The organism is Arenibacter sp. ARW7G5Y1 (assembly GCF_003201775.1).
In the GTDB taxonomy this organism is placed as follows: Bacteria; Bacteroidota; Bacteroidia; order Flavobacteriales; family Flavobacteriaceae; genus Arenibacter.
Genome location: NZ_QJJZ01000007.1, coordinates 156,374 through 181,422 on the forward strand (window position 1 = coordinate 156,374; position 25,049 = coordinate 181,422).

At 41.1% G+C, this 25,049-nt stretch carries 21 protein-coding genes; 7 read left to right on the forward strand and 14 right to left on the reverse strand.

Annotated features, from left to right (window positions below; translation table 11 throughout):
- Positions 1–61 precede the first annotated feature (61 nt).
- Both C7972_RS12105 and C7972_RS12110 read left to right on the forward strand, forming a co-directional pair.
- Positions 62–1,168: a sensor histidine kinase gene (locus tag C7972_RS12105; protein WP_110356441.1), complete on the forward strand. Its 1,107-nt coding sequence runs from the start codon at positions 62–64 to the stop codon at positions 1,166–1,168.
- Complete coding sequence (locus C7972_RS12110) at positions 1,165–1,890, forward strand: LytTR family DNA-binding domain-containing protein (protein ID WP_110356442.1); 726 nt, start codon at positions 1,165–1,167, stop codon at positions 1,888–1,890. The genes C7972_RS12105 and C7972_RS12110 overlap by 4 nt, the downstream gene beginning before the upstream one ends.
- Before the next feature lie 256 nt (positions 1,891–2,146).
- Here the strand turns inward: C7972_RS12110 and C7972_RS12115 are convergent, their stop codons facing one another.
- From C7972_RS12115 to C7972_RS12190, 14 genes are all read right to left on the reverse strand, one after another.
- The gene (locus tag C7972_RS12115; RefSeq protein ID WP_110356443.1) at positions 2,147–2,710 is read right to left on the reverse strand and encodes a Crp/Fnr family transcriptional regulator; all 564 of its coding nucleotides are present in this window, start codon (positions 2,708–2,710) and stop codon (positions 2,147–2,149) included.
- A 454-nt stretch (positions 2,711–3,164) separates the two neighbouring features.
- Complete coding sequence (locus C7972_RS12120) at positions 3,165–3,938, reverse strand: hypothetical protein (RefSeq protein ID WP_110356444.1); 774 nt, start codon at positions 3,936–3,938, stop codon at positions 3,165–3,167.
- Positions 3,939–4,056: 118 nt separating this feature from the next.
- Positions 4,057–5,244 carry a serine hydrolase gene (locus C7972_RS12125; RefSeq protein WP_110356445.1) on the reverse strand — a complete coding sequence of 396 codons (1,188 nt, stop codon included), beginning with the start codon at positions 5,242–5,244 and terminating at the stop codon, positions 4,057–4,059.
- Positions 5,241–5,864 (reverse strand): hypothetical protein, encoded by a 624-nt coding sequence (locus C7972_RS12130; protein WP_146216314.1) that lies wholly within the window; start codon positions 5,862–5,864, stop codon positions 5,241–5,243. Before C7972_RS12130 ends, C7972_RS12125 begins: the two co-directional genes overlap by 4 nt.
- A gap of 191 nt (positions 5,865–6,055) precedes the next feature.
- On the reverse strand, positions 6,056–6,622 hold the full coding sequence (locus C7972_RS12135; protein ID WP_110356447.1) for a class I SAM-dependent methyltransferase: 567 nt from the start codon (positions 6,620–6,622) through the stop codon (positions 6,056–6,058).
- A 397-nt stretch (positions 6,623–7,019) separates the two neighbouring features.
- Positions 7,020–7,577 carry a hypothetical protein gene (locus tag C7972_RS12140; RefSeq protein WP_110356448.1) on the reverse strand — a complete coding sequence of 186 codons (558 nt, stop codon included), beginning with the start codon at positions 7,575–7,577 and terminating at the stop codon, positions 7,020–7,022.
- Positions 7,578–7,704: 127 nt separating this feature from the next.
- Positions 7,705–8,349: an SCO family protein gene (locus C7972_RS12145; RefSeq protein ID WP_110356449.1), complete on the reverse strand. Its 645-nt coding sequence runs from the start codon at positions 8,347–8,349 to the stop codon at positions 7,705–7,707.
- A gap of 23 nt (positions 8,350–8,372) precedes the next feature.
- Complete coding sequence (locus tag C7972_RS12150) at positions 8,373–10,100, reverse strand: hypothetical protein (protein ID WP_110356450.1); 1,728 nt, start codon at positions 10,098–10,100, stop codon at positions 8,373–8,375.
- Positions 10,101–10,943: 843 nt separating this feature from the next.
- Positions 10,944–12,335, reverse strand: a complete 1,392-nt coding sequence (locus C7972_RS12165) for a polysaccharide lyase family 1 protein (protein ID WP_110356453.1) — start codon at positions 12,333–12,335, stop codon at positions 10,944–10,946.
- Between the two features lie 42 nt (positions 12,336–12,377).
- Positions 12,378–13,889, reverse strand: coding sequence for a DUF4038 domain-containing protein (locus C7972_RS12170; protein WP_110356454.1), 1,512 nt, complete (start codon positions 13,887–13,889; stop codon positions 12,378–12,380).
- An 11-nt stretch (positions 13,890–13,900) separates the two neighbouring features.
- Entirely contained in the window at positions 13,901–14,752 is an 852-nt protein-coding gene (locus tag C7972_RS12175; protein ID WP_220020896.1) for an alpha/beta hydrolase, read from the reverse strand.
- A gap of 83 nt (positions 14,753–14,835) precedes the next feature.
- Positions 14,836–16,290: a DUF1593 domain-containing protein gene (locus C7972_RS12180; RefSeq protein ID WP_181422875.1), complete on the reverse strand. Its 1,455-nt coding sequence runs from the start codon at positions 16,288–16,290 to the stop codon at positions 14,836–14,838.
- 10 nt (positions 16,291–16,300) lie between these two features.
- Positions 16,301–17,725 (reverse strand): nucleoside hydrolase-like domain-containing protein, encoded by a 1,425-nt coding sequence (locus C7972_RS12185; RefSeq protein WP_110356516.1) that lies wholly within the window; start codon positions 17,723–17,725, stop codon positions 16,301–16,303.
- Between the two features lie 5 nt (positions 17,726–17,730).
- A complete protein-coding gene (locus tag C7972_RS12190) occupies positions 17,731–19,029 on the reverse strand; it encodes a nucleoside hydrolase-like domain-containing protein (RefSeq protein ID WP_220020897.1) in 1,299 nt (432 codons plus the stop codon).
- A 325-nt stretch (positions 19,030–19,354) separates the two neighbouring features.
- Here C7972_RS12190 and C7972_RS12195 point away from each other — a divergent pair, with 325 nt between their 5' ends.
- The 5 genes from C7972_RS12195 to C7972_RS12215 all read left to right on the forward strand — a co-directional run bounded on the left by C7972_RS12195 (position 19,355) and on the right by C7972_RS12215 (position 25,045).
- Positions 19,355–20,746, forward strand: coding sequence for a DUF1593 domain-containing protein (locus C7972_RS12195; RefSeq protein WP_220020898.1), 1,392 nt, complete (start codon positions 19,355–19,357; stop codon positions 20,744–20,746).
- A gap of 198 nt (positions 20,747–20,944) precedes the next feature.
- Positions 20,945–21,724, forward strand: coding sequence for a DeoR/GlpR family DNA-binding transcription regulator (locus C7972_RS12200; RefSeq protein WP_110356458.1), 780 nt, complete (start codon positions 20,945–20,947; stop codon positions 21,722–21,724).
- 20 nt (positions 21,725–21,744) lie between these two features.
- Positions 21,745–23,166 carry an L-fucose/L-arabinose isomerase family protein gene (locus C7972_RS12205; protein WP_110356459.1) on the forward strand — a complete coding sequence of 474 codons (1,422 nt, stop codon included), beginning with the start codon at positions 21,745–21,747 and terminating at the stop codon, positions 23,164–23,166.
- 70 nt (positions 23,167–23,236) lie between these two features.
- A complete protein-coding gene (locus C7972_RS12210) occupies positions 23,237–24,064 on the forward strand; it encodes a transketolase (protein WP_110356460.1) in 828 nt (275 codons plus the stop codon).
- A gap of 3 nt (positions 24,065–24,067) precedes the next feature.
- A complete protein-coding gene (locus C7972_RS12215) occupies positions 24,068–25,045 on the forward strand; it encodes a transketolase family protein (protein WP_110356461.1) in 978 nt (325 codons plus the stop codon).
- The last annotated feature ends 4 nt before the right edge of the window (positions 25,046–25,049 follow it).

Below are 25,049 nucleotides of genomic sequence, written 5' to 3' on the forward strand. Positions count from 1 at the left end.
GAACCAAATGGTTGTTGAGGACAACAAGGCCTTTTAATTATAAAAACGAACAATTCGTGCCATGAAATCATCATTTCATTCATTTGATTATGAAAAATTAGAAGATGACACTAATATTGTCACTATGAGCAGTGCATTGTCTAAAACAGAGCGATTTTTTAAAGTAGGCCCCTACATCCTATGGTTTGGGATACATATAGCCATCAGTTTGGTACTTGCGTATCAAAGAAGTCTTGCAGATACTATATACTATTTGGTTACCTATGTATTTTTTGGCTCCTTGATAATTTGGCTTTTTGGATATAAACTCTTTCCCGAATACCTGGCAAGGGAAGGGAACATCAATCGAAGATTGGGATGGTTGATTACTACCAATATCATTCTTTTTGGCATCGGGATCTATGCGCATACCATCATGGCGGAAATATTGGGGTTAAACCAGATCAGTGACCAATATGCCCCTAAATCGGTTCGAATATCCTTGTGGCTTTTAATGGTGTTATTAGGAATAATTTTCGTGGCCAGTATTCGAGTAGCACATGTTTATTATCTTAATGCAGTTCAAGAAGTTGAACATAAAGCGGAAAGAGCCGAGGCCGAACTGAGATTGTTAAAAAGTCAAATAAGCCCTCATTTTCTGTTCAATACATTGAATAATATCTATGGGCTTGCATATCTGGGAGATGAAAGAGCTGCTGAAATGATTTCAAAACTATCCAAGCTGTTGCGTTATTTACTGTATGACTGTGATCGGCCCAAAGTACTTTTGAATAAGGAAAAGGAACTTATAGAGCACTATTTGAGCATACAATTACTTAAGCATGAAGATTCCCGTAATGTCGATTTCTATCATGCAGGAATTAGGGATAACAATAAAATTGCGCCTATGATCCTAATCAATTTTATCGAAAACTGTTTTAAACACTCCGATTTGGAAACCAATCCCAGAGGTTGGATCAAGATTGGATTGGAAGTGGAAAAAAACGAACTTAGTTTTAGAACAGAAAATACCTTTAAAGAGGAAGTCAAGGAAGTTGCAAGAGAGCATATGGGAATAGGGCTTAGAAACTCATTAAAACTTTTAGAGGCCAATTACCCAGGGAAACACCAAGTTGATATCACCAAGGAAAATAATGTGTATCAACTAGACCTAAAGATTGCTTTATGAAAATGAAATGTCTAATTGTCGATGATGAAAATATTGCCCGAAAGATCCTTTCGGATTATGTTGGTAAAGTCCCTGAGTTGGAGCTGGTGGCTTCCTGTAGTTCTGCACTGCAAGCGCTCAATCATATTAAAAATGATCGTATAGATGTTTTGTTTCTCGATATCCAAATGCCCGATCTTACAGGTCTTGACTTTCTAAAAATCTTACCGAACAGACCAGCTGCCATACTTACTACTGCTTATTCCGAGTATGCAGTTCAGAGTTATGAACTCGATGTTGTGGACTATTTATTAAAACCAATAGATTTTGATCGGTTTTATAAGGCGGTCACCAAAGTTATTTCCTTAAAAGATTCAAAAGTCGATTATCCCTTAACTTCATCACCAGCCCAGCCTACGGACAAACTTTTTATTAAAGCTGACAGTAAAATCATCAGCGTTGCATTTAAGGACATAATCGTCATTAATGGACAGGGTCCCTATGTACAGCTAATTACCGTTCAAAATCGTAAAATTATGACGTTGCAGTCAATGAGTAAATTAGAAGAACTCCTTCCTGCAAATTTTCACAGGATACATCGTTCGCACATTGTCAATATAAATCATATAGACAGTATTGATGGTAATATGGTAAGGTTAAAAGATCAAATTGCCGTAGTGAGCAAAAATAAACGGGACGAATTCCTTAAACTGATTGATCGGAACAATTTATTGGGGGACTGATTTTGGGATTGTTCAAGTAGATAAGTGTACCATTAATAAACGTTTTAGGGCACTGGTCATCCCGACCAAACAAAAAAGTGGTATGCAAATACAAATCACTTTTTTGTTTCCCATGGAACCTAATTTGGATATGGTCTGGTTATAGTTCAAGGTAAGGGAAGTTGTTATTGGAACGTTTCAAATCTTGGTGCAAAATGTTCTATATTGGAAGTTTATGCCATCATAAAAATTGATTAAAAAAAGGACATGGCCTTTATTAGGAATTTATTTTATTCCTAATTCTACTTAGGCTTTCAGGATGGATCCCCAAGTATTTTGCTATTTTATTTACAGGTATATGAGCAATGTATTGCGCCCGTGATCGGAACAATTCATTATACCTTTCTTCTGCCGTTTTGGTCAAAAGTTCTTTTTCCCTATTTGATTTTCTTATATAACCTTGTTCCGTACAAATCCTTCCAAATTTATTGGCTTCAAAGGAATGTTCATAGGCAGGTATTAAATCCTTTCGCTTAATCACCTCAATTTCGGAATCCACTAAGGTCGTTATTTGAACGTCTGTTGGAAGTTGGTCCAAAAAGGAAGTATAACCACAGAATAATTCGGATTCAAAAAAAAAGTCGACTATCTTCTCGGTCATATAACTTTTAATCTTCATCTCCACAATGCCCTTGTTCATAAAGTATAGTGAATCTTCAACCTGTCCATAGTCTGTTAAACATCTTCCTTTGGGTACCTGTATGGTCGTAATGGGAAAGGGTAATTCATCATAGGTAAACGATGTATTTAAAACAGTGTTGTAGAAGTCTATAAATAACATATTGGTCGTTTGTTATGAAAAACGACTAGAAATTACAATATTTTTGTTTAAAGTAGCCCTAAGGATGGAAGCTTTTTGGAATCTTTGGTTTTATGAAAATGTAAATTAGGCAATTTTTGTTTGCTCCTGAAGGTAAAATGGCAATACCCGACCTTTTGGAAAGGAAGTTTTTTAATATACCTAAATTGGAAAATAATGCGGTGGCCAATTTTTTTTGAAATTGGGATTCAAAACCAAACTGCAGTTTGCTTGCTCAGTGCATTAACTATCTCTGATTGGAACCTTGTCAGTTTTTTGGAAGCCATTATACCCTTACGAGGTCATTATCATCATTAATGGTTGTATAGAAATTCAGGAATGTGGGTTCCATTCGCTTCTATATCCTACCGGTAGCTATTTAATGAAAATTGCTTGGGTTTTTGTTAATTGAACCTGGCTAATAGGTACTATAAAATCAATCCATTATTTGTATGGCATCACAGGTTCCAACAAACGGAACTCCGTTCTGTCCAAATGCGTAGGTAATCAAACCTATATAAACTTCACTCCCGAAATTGGGGGATATTCCCGGCAAATCTCCGGTATCTTTATAGAGTTTCCAATTGTCATCTGTATCCGTATATGCTAGGTTGGGAGTTTGCCAGTAAACCGTGAGTGTTTTGTCCTTGTTCCCAACAATTCTTATATCCCCTCGTCCTTGGGGAACCGTATTTGATCCAATATCGTTTACGTTGGATACGCCTTCTACTGTGTTCTTACCTTCAATGGTGTATCCTGTGCTTCCCCTATGTCCTACTACGACGTGCGATGAATTTATGGAATTAAAATCCTTGTGATGAACCTGTACACCACAAAACACATATGGGCCATTGTTAGGGGTCGGCGATATTTGGGAATCGTTCAATGTTCCAATTCCAATATTCCTGGCGATAAACTCGAATGGGAATTTAACTAATTTTGCGTCAATTCTGCCTTGACTATTATTGAAATGAAGTGTAACATCATCGGTGTTGTCGGTTAGGATAGCTTTGTACCTTCCTGATTCACTGCTTACATTGGGAAGGGCAGAGGGGTTGTTGGTAACGAAATTTATCAACGTACCATTTGTGTCAAAACTGTCTACGAAATACCCGTTTTTATTTTCTTCCCCATTCTCCTGGTCAACTGAATTCTTTGAACAGGAAATTTGAATACAGAAGATGATGGATATAATTATATACTTTTTCATACCTCAGGTTTAGATTTACTATTTAACGATATTTATTGTATTCTAGTGTCCTGTTACTGGTCTTTGTTGTAAGGAATAAAATAGTATTCCCTAGGAAAAATGGGAAACAGTATTTAGTTTATTGGGGTTCTTCCAAAACAGCTTTGAAAATTTTATTCATGGCATTTCTGGATTGGGTGATATCGTCAATTTTACCATAATTGGCGTTTACCGCCCATGAAATTGTTGTTTTTTGATTGGGAAAATATACCATGCTTGCGAAATAACCGATGGCATCCCCGCTATGTAAATAGGCAGGCCCATAATCTGTTTCTATTAGAAAGATTCCCAACCCGTACTGTGTTACAAAATCTTCATTGTTCTGCTCCTTTGGCGATTGCCAGTCCATCATTTCCTGCAGCGATGCATTGGAAAGGATGTTGCCATGAAAAAGATTCGTTAAAAAAATATTCAGGTCATGGGCGTTGGAAATCAATCCGCCATCGGCCGAAAAATAATCCCACCCGCTGTAATAGGTGGCATTGGTGAGTTCTAGTTTACCGTATAGATCAATATAGCCCCTTACGATTCCTACAGGCACTGGATCCGACGCCGCAAACTGTGTCATTTCCAACTCTAGGGGCTTAAAGATTTTATCCTCAAAAACTTTATAAAAAGGTTTGCCTTCAAGACTTTCTATAACCATTCCCAAAAGAATATAATTCGTATTGGAATAGGCAACATCTGTTCCTGTCTCAAAGTTGGCGTTATTATTTCTAGCATAGTCCAAGAGTTCTTCAGGCGTCCATACTTTTATTAAATCGTTCAAGGAGGCTGTTTGGAATCTTACGTCCTGAATGTAGTTGTAGATTCCACTTGAATGGTTCAATAATTGTCGTAAGGAGACCTCTTTAGCGTTTTCAATATTTTCCCAAATACTTTGTGGGAGATATTTACTTAGTAAATCATCTAAATCCAATTTGCCTTCTTCCTGTAATTTTAATAGCGTAACTGCCGTAAAGGTTTTGACTGTACTGCCCACACGGGTCAGGTTGCAGGCCTGTATATCGATTTGATTGGACAAGTCGTTTTTTCCGTAGGCAGTGGAATAATAACCATCTATCTCGGTGTGGACACTCATCATGACTCCTGGGACACCTTTGGATACCATTTCTTCTGTGATTCTTTTAATTGGTAGCGCTTTCTGATGATTGGGGTTATTTGTTGATAATGTATTTTTACAATGGTAATATTCTTGTTGAAAAACTTCATCGTGCTCCGTACATGCCAAATGGAGGAACGCCAAAACTAGTATTGCCTTTTTCATTTTTTTGCTTTTCTGTTAAATGGGAATAATTTTACACCTAAATGTACATTGGTGTGAGACATTAAGGGAATGAAGCCAGGGGAATACGGATATTCCACCCAAGATTGATATAACACAAAAATTTCAGGGGAATTTGCTTTTTTTGGTTGTAAGCGAAACCCGATTCCTGTTGTAACCGACGGCATCACTCTTGAATTCCCTAAATCCCTTTTACTTTTATAGGCGCCTTCATTGAACTGAAATTCCTGTTGGGTGCTAAACGTATGCAAATATCCCAAGCCGATTTTTGTTTTTAAGTTGAGGCCAAAAGAGGTTTTATAATCAAAACCCAGTTCCAGATTGGTAAATAGACCGTGAAAAAGTTTTTTGTGGTACAGATATCCAATGGAAATAGAGGGATATAAATGCAAATGTCTGCTTTCCTTCCAGTTGAATTCCGTTCCAATTTGTAGCCCAGGGTGGACCGGGGCATTCAAAAAAGTTGTATAGGGTATTGTGGTCGATTCATTAAGGAACGAAATAGTCAAAGGTTGCTGCGCCCAGAGATGGTTCATGGTAATGGCGCCAAATAATAGTATTAAAATCCAATGTTTTAATATTTTCTTAATGGGATTGTTCACTTGTGTTTTCTTTTTGGTTCGATTATTTTATTAGTGAAACTCAATTTTAAGAAGTCGGTAAGACGCACTTAAAATTGCAAGTTGAACTAATCCCGCCTTTTTCGGCGGGATCTAGGTTCAACCTCGACCCTAGGGTCGATTCCTATTAATGCGTTCAGGGCCAGCCTTTGTCGGCAGGCTTGCCCTGAGGTTTAACCTTTTATTGCCCTTCCTCGAATCTGTGGGATTATAGGAACAAATGGGGAGTATGAATTATAGGATTCGATTTCCAAAGTGGTGAATCCACTTGCTTCCAAGACGGATCGGGTATCGCGATTGGTGTGGCAACCTTCGAAAAACCAATGCCAAGGTTTATGGATCAAGTTTTGAATGAAGCCGAGAATTGAATTTTCCTTGGCCCTTACATGTTCTATAAACACGAATACCCCGGAAGGCTTCAAGATTCTCTTTATTTGTTCGATACATAGAAGTGGGTCGGCTACAGTGCAAAGTACCAGGGTGCAAACAACAAAGTCGCAGGAGTTATCGGCCAAATCTATAGATTCACCAACTATTGTTTTTATGTCGAGTTGGATACCATATTTACAAGCGCTTTTTCTGAGATTGGCGTGCATATGAATATTGGGTTCAATAGCAATCAACCTGGTGCCTTTTTGTAGGTAGCGCATGTTGGCACCGGCACCTGGACCAATTTCAACCACGGTCTCGGGATGATCCTGGAATAATCTTTTTTTGGATTTTCCCCATAACATATTCATGTACCCGGAGATTGTGTAAAAGAACCATGCGTTAATAGGTCCTAGTATACGGTTGTTTTTAAATGGTTTGTCCACGTCTTTTTGTTTTAACTATTAAATTGTATCCCTACAACTCCTTTTAAGGCTTTGATATATTCACAAATATGGCCTCCGATTGTTCCATTTTAAATAGGCATAGCCGGGCATACACATTATAGGTGCTGCCTTTTTATAGCATCATAAACTGTTTCCGGTTATTATCTTAGCTAGGGAATGCTTCCCTTTACTTACCAAGTGGGAATTAAATGCTCCATAGCTTGCCTAGCTGTCTATAGACAGGCCCGCCATAAGCTTGTTTACACTAGCAGAAGTAATAGGTGTTAACCTTAAACCACAATGATATTGTATGTTTTTTTGCTTAGTAGGACTCTAGATTGATGTTAAAATTACAATTGAAGGTTACTATACCTTCCCCCAAGTTGATAAAGCTTACTTTACCTTCCAAAGAAACAGTGCCTTCCATTCCTTCAAATTCAAAAGTTGTGTTTATAACATTGTTTTCCGTGGGGGTAAATGAAGTGTCAAAATTAAGATCCTGATATGGAGGTATTAATTCTTGGAAAACCATATTTTCAGCTTGTATGGTACCACGACCTTCAATATTTATAAAAGTAATTACCCTAGATGTTAATGTTCCATCACTAGGAGTTTCACTGCTTACAACACAATCCTCCAATGTCCCAATGACCTTGCCTGTTGAAGTGTCTACAAGTTCCATTAAATAACAGGTGGGTTCCAAAGTTTCATTGGTTTTTGGATGCACTATTGTTTTTGGTTGTCCCAATACAGTACCCCGAGCGGTTACTTTTAGTTGTATGGACTTAGGATCGGGAGCTTCGCACGTCTTGTCATCGCTACTGCATGCAAAGTTGAAAAGGGCAATGCTAAATAAAAAAATGACCTTGATAATTTTCATGTTATTAAATTTAATGATTGATGAATTTGTTGTGATTATTCGTATCCGGTTTAATTTTTGGAAATATGGCTAAATACCTTTATGGGTTGGCAATGATTTGGGTTCAATTTAAAAGGGTGTTTTTAAATTAGTTAAGCAAACTTTTGATGTCTTTGATTAGGCGCAAAACTTCTTTTTCATCGATGCCATTATAAATACCCCTAATCTGTTTTTTAGTATCCACGAGGATAAAATTTGTGGTATGGATAAAATCCTGTAGCCCTCCATCACCTATATCCGTAACGGCAAAGAAACTTTTACGGGCTAGTTCATAAATATGTTTCTTATCCCCTGTGGTAATGTTCCATTTGGTGTCCAATACCCCTTTCTTATCCGCATATTCACGTAATATGGGAATACTGTCTCTGTTAGGTGTAACGGATAGGGAAAGTAGCATCATCTTGTCATTGTTTAAAAATTCATTTTGAATTTTGACCATGTTATCGGTCATTATGGGGCAGATACTCGGGCAGCTTGTGAAAAAGAAATCCGCTACATAAATTTTGTCCCTGTACGCCTGCTGGGTGATAGTTTTCCCGTTTTGATTTATTAATTTAAAATCTCCAATAGTGTGGTTTTTTTTCCAATTGTGCAGGTCTTTATCCACAAGTTCTGGATTGAAATCTATAGGGTTGTATACCGCTAGTTGATCCTTCATGGGCGGAAAAGCTACCAATAGTATTGCCAAGGATATTCCGAAAAACAATAGAGGTAATATGAATCGTTTTATCATCACGTAGGTTGTTTTGATTATTACTATAATATGGAACTGGTTATTTTGATGTCTGCATATTGCCATGCTTTATCAAACTCTTTTTTTATTTTCTTGGCTTCAATAATTTTACCCTGTGCAGTTAAGGCATTGTATAACCCTATCAAAGACCACCCGTTTTGTCTTAAAACTTTCAAATCCTCCTTATAAGTTTTTTCAGCTTCGCTATATTGCCCAGCTTGCATTAGGACTGCCCCTAAATTTTGTCTTGTTGGAATATGCCAAGCCGACGGTTCTGTATAGGTTAGACCATCTTCAATAACTACGGCCTGGCGAAGGTGTTCAATAGCTTTTGTCATATGGCCTTTCATCGCTGCCAATTCACCGGCAACCACTTCATAGGCTATATTGGCTGAATGTATGGAAGCATTATTTGGAGTGGCTACTAAAGTTTCAAGTTCTGGGTCGTTTCTAAGTTTGTCAATGGCCTTCAATTCTTCTAGAGCTTCCTTCGAATTCCCTTTTCTGATAAAGGCCAACCCCCGTGCATAATGCCTAATGAGGTTAAGGTGTTTTATATTGGGACTTGGAGCGGGTATGGACAAGATCTCGTTCCATTTGCCAAACCTTGTATAGGCCAATAAAGGGGTGGCGGCAAAATCTTGTAGAAAGGGCATTTCCACAAATTCTCCAACAGGTACCTTTTCAGCTGTTTTTCTTGCGGCATCTATGGCTATTTCACTGGCACCCAATAAACTGGCAGAAGACCATAAAAAATGTATGTTATGGGGGTAATAAGCTAGAGGGTACAACCCTTGGGAAAAACATTGGGAGATATAATCCTCATCTGCCATTATTGCAGCTTGGTTCACCTTTACTGCATCCAAATAGCGACCCACCCGTATGTAAATATGTGAGGGCATATGCACTATATGCCCGGCTCCAGGCATTAAAGAGGCCAATTTATCTGCACTGGGAACCCCTAGATCCGGATAAGGCAATTCAACCATATGGATATAATAATGATGTCCCCCAGGGTTTTCAGGTTTAAGTTTTATTGCCTTTTCAAGAGCGGCTTTGGCTTCTGCAATATTAGGGGATGCGTTTCCGTCTTTGTCCCAGTAATTCCAGGGTACAGTATTCATTACCGATGCCGCATATAATATTAGGATGTTGGCGTCTTCGGGAAATTTTTTAACCACTTTGGCCATTGCCTCCATATAAGCCATATTTAGTTCGGAAACATCTTTTGTTAGGTCCTCACTATATCTTGCTGCCAATGCTTCTATTAATGCTTTTTCCTTTGGACTTGCTTTTGAGGCCAACCGCTTGGCCTTGGACATGGCTTCATTTATCTTTTTCTTGCGGTCATCATCAGGTAATGGATCATTAATGTTAGGGCCTAAGGCAAATGCCTGTCCCCAGTAAGTCATTGCAGAATTAGGGTCTAAACGTGACGCTTCCATAAATGAACGGTGTCCCTCTGCATGGTTAAAGGCATAAGAAAGTTTAAGTCCTTGGTCAAAAAATGCCTGGGCCCTTGGCTTTTCTGTGGTTATTGAAAAATGCAGATTCCCTAAATTCTCAAATAAAGGGGAAATTTGCTTTGTTGTATCTACCGCTGTCAATAAAAATTTGGCAGGGGTACACTTGATAAAATTATAAGCCAATTTTGAAGTAGTGTCCGGCCTGGTCTTGGCTGTTCTGATCATCGAAAAATACAGTACGGGCACAATTGCTATGCTAAAAAGTATAAGACTTATTTTTTTCATTATTTTAGTTTTTTGATTTATGAATTGATATTATCGGATTTAATCTGATTCCTTTTGAAGGGTATGTTCGTGAAGTAAAACTTTCCATGATCTATAGATTTGAACTTGAGACCGCAAAAATATATGCGGATGAAAGCCTAAACAAAAAAACGGACTTGACCTATGTTAGGAATTGCTATGGGTTCCTATTTACTTGGTACTTTTGGCCAAATTACCTGGATATTTATAATTGTATGGCGAGAAATATTGGCAACTCACAAACGATATTTTTAAGAAATTCCAGAAAGATGTCAACTACAATACTGATGTGAGGCTATTTTTTATGTTACCCCCATTCTAGAATAATCCCATAACCACCATTACATTGGCTTTTTTGGACAGGGACATGAACAGGCCATTGAAATCAGGTCAATTCCAGGTGTTGATCGGGGCTGGTTTTGAAGAATTCAGGCGTTCAATGGCCCTGATAAAAGTGGAAATAAGAATATAGAAGTTTGTATTTTTGGCGCTATTCCGAGTAATTTATAAATCAAAGTACTGTCCTAATAAAAGAGAATGGATTGGGAATTAGCCTGTAGTGATGCAATCCCAAGGTTTGTCATCCATACGAACCTAGAAATAGGGAGTATCATAATTTTTTTAATCCATTCATTTCAAGTTTTGTTTTTATGCATTTCTTTGATATACAATGAAGCCATATCATTGCATATAAATCAGTGTTCAATTCAGGATGAAACAATATGCCACATATGTTATAAAAAGAAAACTCCTGTGGGAACAACTGGACTTCAAATTATAGGATTAAGGGTCAATAATAATATTTATAATAGGGAACCAATGAGGTTACCTATCAATTGAATTCAAATATTTTTCCAACATGGTATAACCATCATTGGCTACGGTGTTTCTATCAGCTGCATTCTTGGGATCTAGGTTGTTTGCCTCTTCCCAAACATCTGGCATGCCATCGTGATCAGTATCTGTTGGGGCAGATAAACTTTTTAATGCTGGCCAACCGCCTACATCATTTTGGGAATCAATGATGCCACTTTTTTTTGATGGATCGGCAACTTTATGATCTTTTTTGTAGGTTGGTCCTTCAAAATTGGCAGCTCCGTTCTTTACCTCCCCAATAATTCGAAGATCCACAGCATCCCGTTTTGGCAGGGTTGTTCCTGCATTTTGGAGTACCAGAGCATAAGCTTCTTCAGGAAGCTGTTGGTGAATCGCCAATGACGGCCATGGTTGTTCCAATTTTAGACCATTAAGATATTCACTACCGTCTTGAGGCTGTACCCCTCCCAGCCAATTGTTCTCCGATACCCACTGGTTGCCTTCAACCACATTGCCCGAAACATACCATTTTCCGTAATCGTCCTCCTTGTTGCGAGACCATGGGGCTACTATACGATGTGTAACTTCACCTGGTTCCGTGGCCGGCCCGGCCTTATAGTAATTGGCCACCATGTTAATATTGGAAAAATTGAACTTAGTATTGCCCACCTGAGCAACCTCTGCACCGTAGGCCGATTCGTAACCCCAGTTATAGACCACATTGTTTCGGTAGTCAACATTTCCGCATCCTGATGCAAAGCGAGGATTACGATTGGAATGATTGGCAAATAAATTGTGGTGGTAAGTGCTATAATTGGACCCCCAAATACCTCCAAAGCCATGGTTGCCTTTGTGGTGGTTGGATTTATAAAGACTTTCGGCAATAATGCACCACTGTACGGTAATGTTCTTCCCGTGGTAGATAGACATGGTTTCATCGATACTCCAACTTGCAGAGACATGATCTAAAATGAGGTTATTGGTATATCTGCTAGTAATGGCATCTGTTTCTTCTCCCGATTCATCCCCAAGTCGAACTCTTATATAGCGAATAATTACCTCGTCGGCGTCGATCAATAGTGGGCGTCCCCTTAAGGTAATTCCATCTCCCGGTGCGGTTTGGCCCGCTACGGTAATATTGGGATTTTTAATGCGTAGATCACTTTTCAGTTGTATGGTCCCCGAAACTCTGAATACTACCGTTCTTGGGCCTTTGGCCTCAATCGCGGAACGCAGGCTGCCCTCACCATTATCATTGATATTCGTGACTTCATATACGTCGCCACCGCGACCACCAAGGGTGTACTTGCCATACCCTTCGGCAGTAGGGAAGGCTAATTGTTGAGCGTATATACTAAGTCCAATTAGCGCCATTGCCACCGATAAAATTGTGTGTTTCATAATTCACTACTTTGATTATTTGCAATTCTCCCTTTTTATACTTTACTCGGCGATCCGAAGTACCAATATGGCATCTTCCCAGCCGGTGGGCGGTACCATATCACGGGATTCATTTTCTTTAAAGGCGGCTATGTTTTCTTTTTGTCCGTCCCTAGGATAGAACCAATAGGCTTCGGCATCTGTATTTAGGATATTTGTAACCTTACAGGTTGAGTTGTCCGAAAAATAGACGATTACCATATCGTTCGACTCTGTGGTCACTGCAGTTTTTAAGTTTTCCCCTTCGCCAATTACAGAAATACTATTCCCATTTGGTATCCATTGGTGCCAGCTGTGGTCCATTAGAAATTTTTTGGCCACATTGGTAATTTGTACTGCACCGGGAAAATCCAATGCTTGCTCCCAGGTATAGCCACAATTGTAGTCCCCCTCATTCCCCCGCATGGACCAAATGGGGCCTGCCCCGTAGGTATGACCTGCACCCCCGGCAAAGAAGGTGTGATAAAATTGCCGTCGAACTCTTACCGGTGTAACCCAACCACAAACATGGCGATAGGAACCATATTCGTAGGATCCTTCTAAAAACAGACTTGGTTTAACGGGTTTGTTCAATTGGTAATCTCCCAACATTGTTGGGTAGACCTGGTCAAGTTCGCGCCACACTTCAACCCCATTTGCTGTAAGCCATGCATCTGAGTGAAACCATTTTGAAGAATTATCCGGTGCGTCGCCATCAGGATGAAAAGTGATAAAGACCTTGTCCCATGCCGGGTGTTTTTGGTTCCATTTTGGACGCTGGCCGGTGACGCCCTGTGCTATGCCTTCCGCCATGGCGCGAAACACATTACGTCTGTCCCATTGTTGTTGGTTGGCGTTTTTGTCATACCCATCAATTTGGGCTTTTGCATCGCCTCCCAGAACCCAGATAATATTAGGTTCACCCTGGTACCGTTTACCTAAAAATTCACCATAGGTACGGGCTTCCTCCTCTGTAAATTCCTGTTGGGCCCCTCCCATCTGTGGCGTTATATAGGCACGGCCCCAGCAGGGCAGTAAGGCCAGGTAAAGGCCTCTTTTTTTAACTGCCTGGACCACGTAGTCCATATGGTCCCAATAATCATTGGGAGCGGAGGGGCCTCCACCTGAAACCACGAGAGGTTCCGAGGTATTTGGCATAACCTCGCTACCGCTAAAAGGACGAAAGCCATAGGTGTTGGCAGCATTATGGGGTCCCATTGGCATTCCTCCTCCATGTGGATACCAGAATGCTACGGTCTGTATGACGGTAAAACCAAGTTTTTGTCTATTATCTAGGTACAGGTCAATTTCTTCCCGGGTCAATTGCTGGACCATACCCCAGCCAGTATCGGCTATCCAAAGAAATGGGCTGCCATTGGTATGTTGAATATAATGTCCGTTTGAAGAAACTTCCAACGCACCCTTTTGCCATGGTGTTTGGGCGGTTACAAAAAGGGTCAGACTAGTCAGTGCAACTAACAATATCCTTTTTTTTAAGGAACTGTTTTCTTTAGTCATGGTTTTTTTAATGCTCATTTTCTTTTGTTTTAGTTAGGTGGTGTTGCAAGAGTTGCTTTGATCCAGGCTATGACCTGGCTGTTGTAGTTGGGCAGGTGTTTGTTCCATTCGGTCAACCGATGTGGTGCCCCTGGAATTGTAATCAAATCGCAATGTACGTCGTTGTTTTTTAGCTGTGTTTGGAATAAAAGAGACTGCTCATAGGGCACGGATTGATCTGCATTGCCATGTACCAATAGAAAGGGGGGAAGTCCGGGTCGGATGTAATTGATAGGGGATAGTGCTTTAAGCATGCCAAGGGATTCAGCGGTCAATTCCTGAGGACGATTTAAGAGGCCTCGTTGTGCTTTTCCGAGTATATTTCCCCTTTTGGGTAGTTCCTGTACAAAATCCGTAAGGGGAGCAAGGGCAACCACTGCCTGTACAGTGGTGGATTCATCAAGAACGGTAGCCGCATAGCTAGCCAAGTGTCCTCCTGCAGAATAACCGATAAGGACAATTTTGGAAGGATCGCCCTTGTAATTTTCAGCATTGGCCTTTACCCATCGAATTGCGGTCTGTATATCGTTTAGACATGATGGCCACCGATGCTCTGGAGCTAAACGATAATTGATGGAAAACCACGCAAATCCAGCCTCGGAAAGCATTTCCAAGGCTGGTAAATCTGCTGTATGGGCCTTATCACCTCCAGTCCAACCACCTCCATGTACGTAAATGGCAACCGGAAATGGTCCAGGTCCGTTGGGTTCATAAATATCCATGAGTAATTTATGTCCGGAAACTTCTCCGTATTCAATATTGGCATATATACTGGGCGAATGAGTTTGTGCGCCTACTTTTAATACTGTCAATAGGAAGTATGAGAAAAATAACAAGTGCAAATTCAGGGATTTTATTCGTGAATTATATGGCATATAATTTTTAAATTGTCCTATATAAGCTCCCTGGACTATCATTTGAAAAACTAATTAATTGTAATAATTACGCGTTGATACCTGGTTAGCTTAGGGGTGCCATTGTCCGTAACTTCACATATAATATGTATGTTTTTACCCTTCATTGCAATAGGGGGTACTGTAAAGGAAATATTCTGTTTATGGGCATTTGGTATTACAATGTTCCCCTCAAAGGTATCGGCCTCTTGATATTGCCACCAGGAATAGTTTAGTTGATCACCGTCTGGGTCCATTGTTCCTTTAGCACTTAAATTAATCTTACTCCCAGGTTTTGCCGTAATATCCAAGGGGCTAGTTAGTTTTACAATGGGAGGGTGGTTAGCTTCGTCATATGGTTTTATGCACCAATCGGCCCTAGCGGCAAAGTCGTTCTGCAACGCATCGACCCATCGGGTTATAGGTTTAAAATAAGCCTTCATTAAATCCATATTTTTAGGATAATCCTCGCGCATATAGTTTCTGCCCCATGCTGTTTTTGTGTACCATCGTCCTTCTGGGTAATGGTAACCTGCTTGCGGAACAGGATCCAGCCAAGTATTTTCCCGAACATTGATATAGCGACCGCCCCAGCCTCCAAAGTCTGGCGATTCCAAAGAACGGAGACCTGTTGGAATAGTGTGGATAAACGCCGGCGAATCCCCTTCAGATCTAAAATCCCCTTTAGATTTGGCATCCCCTGCAATAAACCCTTCCTTATCATTACCACCCTTATACGCCTCGTATAGGGAACACAGAGGGCCGTGATCTTCCAAAATATTCGATTTCATCCAATCGCTTTTAAAAAATTTCTGTTTGTCCTGGGGCATTATTTTGTCCCATTGATAGGCGACGGCCCAAAACTGATCACTTATAATGGTAGGGATATTATACTTTCCCCAATGTGGATGAATGTAGGATTGATAGGTGCCATCTTGTTCCCAGATAAAGAAAAAGCGTAATTTATTGGCGACATATGCCATCTTATCATAATGTTCTTCCTCTATGGTTTTTAAGGCCCTGGCAATGGTATTTGTGCCACCCCAAGCCTGAATCCAAATGGGTCTGTCATCGGATTCATCCAATAGCACATTGGCTATATGTGTAGATCCAGGGGTAATGGAATCCATTTCTCCTTCGCTTTCAACATTTCCTAGGAAATTAATCGATTTTAAATAATTGGGTGTGGGGTAATCCTTACTGTGCTTGATAAGGTTTGGGTAGACATCCGCATAGGCTTCAAGATAGGGGTCTATCCAGTCATCTCCCGCCCATTTGTGGCCGTGCCAATGGTATTGGGAACTTGTGGTTACAATACCCTCAACATCCCATTCGTTGGCGTAAAGCAAAAACCTTACCATGGAACACTCATCGTCTATTTCACCATCCGAGGTTATAATTACGCGTTGTTTTTGGCTTTGGCCTTTTACAGGGATGTGGCAGGCTAATAGCAGAATTATAAAACCTGAATAAAGAATTTTTTTCATTTTGTAGTTGTTACTCTTCAACATTGACTATCACACGTTGATATCGTGTTAATCGAGGTGTTCCATGATCGGTGACCTTGAGGATAACGTGCATGGTTCCTGTGCCGGAACCCCCAACCCGTTTGGTAGGAACGGTAAACCATGCTTCGGGCTGATCAAAGTTTTCAATGTCCACAGGTTGTCCACTACGGGCACTGGAAACAGAAAATGTTCCGGCTTCCTCGTAAATGGACCAATGGTATGATAGGGCATCGTTATCAGGGTCACTGGATCCTTTTGCACTTAAAAGTATTTTATCGCCTTTTTTCGCCACAAGATTTTTGGCATGTGCAAGTTTGGCTATGGGAGGGTGGTTCGCCTGGTCATATGGTAGGATAGTCCAATCCATTCTGGCGGCAAAATCGTTTTGAAAATCTTCCCTCCAACGCCATATGGTTTCGTGGTTGCCCGAGTGCCATCGGCCATCAGTACCAAGGACTTCGTCTACAGCATCGGAAAAGATAGGTCTGGTCTCTGGATATAAAAACCACTTTTGCATCCTTGGGGTGTAGAGTTCGTATCTGCCTCCCCAGCCGCCCCATTCCGGGTGTTCCGGATAGCTTAGGCCGTTATTGATCAAGCCAAGGAAAGAGGGTGTGTCTCCTTCCATTAGATAATCCCATCTGGGGTACTCGGCCCCTAAAGGCCCTTTTTTCCGTATATTCCGATCCAACCATTCGTTTGTAACAATACTAAAATCGGCTCCATCGCAACGAGCGTGAAAAAAGTCGCCGCTAATACCGCTCCAGGTGGCATGATGATAGCCGCCTCCTGCGTTAAAGCCAGGACTCACAATGTAGAATAAATCCGGAAATTCTTTACGGATCCAGGGACCGCTATCGTCCTGATCGGAAATAGTGTATACCCGTAATTTCTTGACAAATTGTTCCAATGCCTTTTTTGAACGCGTTTCCCTGACTTTCCAGAGGGCCTGAGCCAATACATTTGGCCCGCCCCATACCGTTACCCATAACGGCCTTGTGTCATTTTTATCCACGGCTTTGATTAATAATTCGGAGGCCGGGGAATCTTTTCCGGCCCCAATGGCCTGTACCCCGTACTCTGGCAGTCCTTCTGTAATCTTGGAATACAAATCGTCTCCCGAAGGAAAGCCCGATTCGTGTTTTTCAAGGTTGTCCCTTACTTTACCATAGGCTTTTACAATTTCTTGGATACGATAGGTCGCCACCTTGTTTTGTTGGTGTACAGATGTGGTAGCGGCCAATCCTTCAATATCATAGTGATTGGCATATACCAAAAAACGGACCATGGACATGGCGTCATCCGGTTCGTTTTCTATGTCGGTAAGAACAAATACTCTAGGTTTTTCTTGTGCAATGGCGATAGTTGTAAATAAGGCTATGCCAACGATTGCAATGAGGTTGTTGATTTTCATCTTTTTTATTTGTTTATTGATTGCCACCTTTTGGCCCAATCCATTAAATAGGCTTCCCGATGTTTTGAAATTGTTTTTGCCCCCTGTTGATCCCCAATAAAAAGGTCAGGGGATGTCTTGTCGCTATACCAATTGGAACCAAGGGGGTAATCAGTGGGGGTTGTTTTGCCTGGCCATGGGGTTGTACTAACAAACTGACCACTTTGGGCATCCAATTGGGGGATGGTGCTTTTGGTAACATAGCTGCCGGTTTCCGGTTTTTTGGAGGAGTAGCGTACTCCATAGGTTCCGTTGCCAAGGTAATATCCTGGCCATGTTTGATTGGAAATCTCCAAGGTAAAACAAATGGAATCTTGCGGTATGGGCAAGTCCGGTCCTTTAAACCTCCATTCCAGTTCGGCGTAGGCGGTTACTGTATCGTTCTTACTACTGTTGCCTTCAAAAATAGTTCTTGAACTGTGGGTGATTGGGGTAAAACTTCCACCCCAACTTTCGCCCATTGGATTATCTGGGTCACCATTCATCAAATAGACCAGGGAAGGTGTGTCGCCCATTTTAATGTCGCCATTATAATGATTTTTAAAATTCTTTCCTAAGGCACCTCTTCCCTGTATAAAGTTGTCGTAATAGGATTTACCCTTGAGTTCATTGGGCGATTCGGAATCCATGAACCAACCTCTGTAGGTAGCATTCGCCTCTATGATCCATAGGTTAGGGTGATTTTTCACGATGTAGGAATAGGCATTGATGCTCCATTTTTTATTTGGACCACCTATCCAATATACTCTAATGTCTTTTTCAATTTCAGGTGCATCATGTAGTGCCTGTGCCAAATCTTCCAAACCACCCCAGACCAAAATCCATAGAGGTTGGTCCGTTGTTTTTTTGGCGCATTTAATGATCCATTCCGAACCTTCGGTGGCCTTATCGTATCCTTTGTAAGGTGCCTCTAGTTTTGAACCTTGTTTACATACTGCTCTTAGGGAGTCCGGATGGGACAGGTTGGGGAACTGTTGCTTTAATTCGGGTAAATCCTTTTCATAAAGATCTATCATATCCAGAAAATTCTTTTTGCGACCATTGCCAAAGGGGGAAGAAACCAGGCCCTCTATTTGGAAAAGGTCGGAATACATTAGTAAATGTATCATGGATTGAAAATCATCGGGATCGGTTCCTCCAATATCCGAACTGATCAATATCCGAGGTTTGGTTTTGTCCCCATCCGGGCTATCACATTGCATCAGCATACCTATTGCTAGTGATCCTACTATGCCTATAAGGGATAAAATCTTTAGAGAGGTCATGCAAATAGTTTTTTGATAAAAATTGTCAAGCTACTAGAAACCATATGATTGTGATTTGTTCAATTAACCACAAATATATATAAAAGAAAATAAAAGAAAATAAAAATAAATAATCGAAATATTTTATCTTTGTGCTGTTGTGGTTTTTTGGAATGGATTGTTTCCTCATCACGACCACAAGAAACCTTATGAGCCCTATAAAAATGAGATGGACCCTAAGGAGGGAAGGTGGGGTTCGGTTTTAAAATAAGGAAGTGTAACGGAGATGTCCATTGTCAATTCCATTAATGTGTTAAATTAAATTATGAGGTCTTACTTTTTCTTAATGTTGATTTCTTTCGTTCTTGCGTCTTGTTCCCCATTGCGGACAAAGACCACAGGGGTATCTACAGGGGTAGTGCAGCTGAAACCACGTTTGGTGGTGCTCACCGATATATCCACCTGGGAACCGGATGACCATGAATCTCTGATTCGGCTTTTGGTCCATGCCGATATGTTTGAAATTGAGGGAATTGTAATCACTACAGGGTGGAGTATGGAAGATGTTGATAAGGTGAAACATTTTAAGGAGATAGCTTTAGGCGTCATAGAGGCTTATGACAAGGACTTGCCCAATCTAGTTAAACGCTCAAAGCAAAATGGTTTTGCCTATGATGGGGAAAGGCAGCAAATAGGCTATTGGCCAAGTGCGGAATATTTAAAGAAACGCACAGTGTTCGGTAGTATGAAAATGGGGGTGGACAAGCTTGGAGGTGATAATATTTCGGACGGAAGCAACCTTATTGTACAGTTGGCTGACGAAGATGATGATCGTCCAATTTGGGTGTGTTTCTGGGGAGGTGGCAATACGCTGGCGCAAGCTATATGGCAGGTAGGGCAGCAACGAAACGAACTGGAATTAAAAAAGTTTTTGAACAAAATTCGGGCATATGCCATTACGGACCAGGATAGGCCGCAAAAATCTAGTTTCGAAACAAGCTCCCATGCGTGGATGCGCCGGGAGTTTTCAGATGATTTACTTTTTATTTGGGATGATTGCGCTTGGAGGTACCAGAATGGAACGGGGAAAAGTAAGTGGTCGGAGTATGGGGAGCATATCCAGAATCATGGCCATCTTGGGAGTCAATATCCAAAATATAAATGGGGGGTAGAGGGGGATACCCCTTCTTTTTTACATATCATGCCAAACGGTCTCAATAATCCTGATCAGCCCACCCAAGTTAGTTGGGGAGGGTATTCACAATGGGGAAAGGGAGAGGACAATAATGGGTACTCGTACGTAAACTATGCGGGAAATGAAAGTAAAATTTGTAGGGGATATGGAGACTATTTTTATGCCGCTACATTTAACAATTTTGCAGCTAGAATGGACTGGGCCCAAAATGGTACTGGCAATCGCAATCCTGTTGTTGTAATTGATGGTGATAGTAGTTTGGGCAGCATAAGCATAAAGCCTCAAGTGGGGGCTAGTGTTGAATTGGATGCATCGGCTTCCTATGATCCGGACGGGGATTTATTAAGCTATAAATGGTGGGTCCAGCCTGAAGCTGGAACATTTACTGGGGAAGTGATCCTTTTGAACAGTACCTCTGCCACTGTCACCTTGCAGGTACCCCCAAATGCCGTTGACAAAAGCTTTCATGTAATTTGCGAGGTGACGGATAAGGGTGTGCACAATCTGACCAGCTATCGCCGGATAATATGTGAGCCGGAATAATAGATGCGTTATTTTTTTTATAAGGGGTAATTTTAAACCGAATGGTGCATATGGGAATGCTTTGGGCACGGGCCTGTTTTGAGGCTATGGTGTAGTTGATCGAATTGGCAGGAACAGTAATAAGTGAAACAATATATTTTGAATTTAAAATAAAAGAGTTTTTATTTGTTTACGAATATTTACTTTTATTTATGAACTATGGCATATTTACCGAATAAGAGGCGTGAAAAAATTGTTGAATTTTTAAAAGAGGACGGATCTGCTAAGGTGGCGGACTTGGCCAAACTTTTTAAAGTCACCGAGGTGACTGTTCGCCAAGATTTGGAAAAGTTGGAAAATCAGGGATTGATAATGAGGGAGCACGGTGGTGCCTATCTCAAAAATATGGGGGACCAAGTCCGCAATTTTTCCTTGGTTCAACAGGATAATTTGGAATTGAAGGAAGCTATTGGGCAAAAATGTCTCGAATTTATTGAGAGCGGGGATACTATTATTCTGGATTCCGGTAGTACAACTACCGAAATTGCCAAAAAACTGATCGGGTATAAAAACTTAACGGTTATTACAAATGCCCTTAATATAGCGCTATTGCTAGGTACGGAACCGGGTATTGAAGTAATTATGACCGGAGGTGAATTTAAGCCTCCTACACTATCGTTGACAGGGCAAAAGGCGGCCGACTTTTTTAAAGGGCTCAATGTGCAAAAGTTGTTTTTGGCTACGGCCGGCATCTCTTTAAAATCGGGACTTACCTATCCCAGTATTAGCGATCTTGTAGTAAAGAAAGCAATGATAGATGCTGCGGATATCACGTATTTGGTGGCCGATAGCTCCAAAATAGGTAAAAGTGCCCTGGCGAGTCTGGGAGCCCTTTCATTGATAGATTATATCATAACGGATTCAGGAATGGAAGAAAAGGATCTAAAGGTTTTTAAGGACAACGAAATAGAAGTGATATTGGCCAAGGCAGATAAGTAAGAAATAAAAAAAATAAGAATATGAGTACCACAAAATCACCATTAAGCATTGGAATTATAATAGGAAATCGTGATTTCTTTCCGGATAGTTTAGTGGAAAAGGCCAGGACCGAAATTATCGATGTCTTTGCCAAATTAAAATTGACACCGGTTTTATTGGAAAGTACCGATACAAAGCTTGGTGGTGTGGAAACCTTTAGGGAAGCACAAAAATGTGCCGAGCTTTTTAAGAAACACAGTGGGGAGATTGCAGGTGTATTGGTGCTTTTGCCCAATTTTGGGGATGAGAAGGGGGTAGCCGATACCTTAAAAATGGCCAATTTGAACGTTCCTGTATTGGTGCAGGCCTATCCGGACGAATTGACTAAGATGAATGTCGTGAATCGCAGGGATTCCTGGTGTGGTAAAATTTCGGTCTGTAATAACCTCTATCAGTACGGTATAAAGTATTCCTTGACGAGTCAGCACGTTTCCTTTCCTTCAGATATTCCTTTTCAACAGGATCTTAAGGATTTTGTTGCGGTTTGCAGGGTAGTGAGGGGGGTGCGAAACGTTAGGATCGGGGCTGTAGGGGCTAGGCCCGGTGCATTCAACACGGTACGTTATTCCGAAAAGATATTACAGCGCAATGGCATTACCGTAACTACGGTCGATTTGTCCGAAATCTTGGGTAAGGCCAATAAACTGACCAAGGATGACGCTTCGGTCAAGCAACATTTGGAAGCCATCAATGCCTATGTGCCACAGGGAAAGACTCCGAATGAGGCTATGTTGCAGATTGCAAAATTGGATGTAGTCTTAAAGGAGTTTATGGAGGAATATGCACTTGATGCCACGGCTATTCAATGTTGGACTTCCCTACAACAGAATTATGGATGTAACGTGTGTACCAGCATGAGTATAATGTCCGAAAATATGTTGCCATCTGCTTGTGAGGTCGATGTTACCGGAACCCTCAGCATGTATGCTATGCAATTGGCCTCGGGGTCTCCCAGTGCCTTGGTGGATTGGAACAATAACTATGCTGACGATCCCAACAAATGTGTGCTTTTTCATTGCGGCAACTGGGCGAAATCCTTTTTGCCCGATATTAAGATGGATACCGCTCCAATTCTTGGTACTACCGTGGGAGTTGAAAATACCTATGGCGCCCTTGATGGGAGAACACCGGCAAATCCACTTACTTATGGGAGAATCAGCACCGATGACCCCAAAGGTATTATCAAGGCCTATTTTGGGGAGGGTGAGTTGACCGATGACCCTTTAAAGACCTTTGGAAACCGAGCAGTGGCCCAAATTCCGGATTTACAGGGATTAATGCAGTATGTGTGTAGGAATGGATTTGAACATCATGTGGTAATGAATGCATCCAGGACGGGGACCATATTGCAGGAAGCTTTGGGCAATTATATGGGTTGGGAAATATACAACCACAAAGTTTAAATGCGGAATAACTGGAATGGGGTCTTTGGATGTATAATTTAAGGAGCAGTAATTTGAGAGAGTTCACAACATGACAAATAAGGAAATAAAATTAAAATCGGTAGTACTTAGAAGAAATATTCTAAAATACATCTATAAGGCAAAGGCCGGGCATACGGGTGGAAGTCTATCCTGTATTGATATTTTGAACGTACTTTACAACAAGGTATTAAATGTGGATCCAAAGGATTTTAGGAATCCAGATCGTGATAGATATATCCAAAGTAAAGGACATTGTGTAGAGGCTCTTTTTGTAACCTTGGCAGACCGTGGTTTTTTCCCGGAATCTGACTTGGAAACCCTTTGTAATTATCAATCGCATTATATAGGACATCCAACAAAAAAGGTTCATGGGGTTGAACAGAACACCGGAGCATTGGGGCATGGGCTATCCATTTGTGTAGGGGAGGCCGTTGCAGCAAAACTGGATAATAAAAAGCATCGTGTGTTTACACTGCTAGGGGATGGGGAATTGCCCGAAGGCTCTAATTGGGAAGCATTTTTATCGGCTTCACATTATAAATTGGACAACTTGTATGCCATTTTGGACAATAATAAGCAGCAGATTACAGGAAACAACAAGGAGGTTATGAATACCGATTCCATCCGTGATAAACTGGAGGCTTTTGGTTGGGCGGTAAAGGAGGTGGACGGACATAATCTGGAGCAATTGGAAGAGGCATTGAACAATGGTCCCCTCGAAAAGGGAAAACCAAATTTTATCATAGCACATACCACCAAGGGCAAAGGCATTAGCTATATGGAAGGAGTATTGAAATGGCACCACGGAGTACCATCGGAGGAGCAGTATATATTGGCCCAATCAGAATTAAATGAGGCGGAAGCACTAATTCACTAGTATATGGAATTGGATAAAATACAAGATAAAAACTTATTAATGGGGGAACCTAACCAAGTGGTTTTTTCCGAAATCTTACAGGAGTTGGCGGCTGCCGATAGCTCAATAATTGCCGTAACAAGTGATTCACGGGGCTCGGGTAAGCTAGTTCCTTTTGGTGACAAATATCCCAAACAAATAGTTGAAGTGGGAATAGCCGAACAAAATTTAGTGGGAGTTGCGGCCGGCTTGGCCTCTGCTGGCAAAAAGGCATTTGCAGTTTCCCCTGCATGTTTTCTTAGTGCCCGTGCCCTGGAACAGATCAAGAACGATGTAGCCTATTCCGATAACCCGGTAACCTTGGTAGGTATTAGTGCCGGTGTAAGTTATGGTGCGTTGGGAACTACCCATCATAGTTTGCACGATTATGCGGCCCTCAGGGCCATCAACAATATTATCATCGTAGCTCCGGCGGACAACTTTGAGACCGAACAGGCAGTTCGCCTAGCCGCCCAATCGAACAAGCCCATTTATATGAGGCTGGGAAAAAAGGCGATGCCATTTTTAAATGTAGCCGATACGTCTTTTGAATTTGGAAAAGGTCGTGTTGTTCGGAAGGGTAGGGTCCTTACTTTTATTGCCTCTGGGGAAACCGTTTATCCGGCTTGGCTGGCAGCGAAGAAACTTGAAGAGGATAAGGGGATACGCTCCACGGTAATTAGTATGCATACCATTAAACCTTTGGATACCCAATTGTTGGAAAGCATCGCAGCAGGTGGGCAACCCATTATTACGGTAGAGGAGCATATGGTGAATGGCGGTTTGGGGGAGGCCTGTGCGGCACATCTTTTTCAAAAAGGGTACAAAAATCCATTTCGTATAGTTGGAATTCCCGATGAATATACCGTTACCGGCTCACAGATGGAAATATTTCAGCATTACGGGATTTCCGAAGAAGGTTTATATAATCTAGGTTTGGAAATGCTTACTAAAAACTCCTAAATAC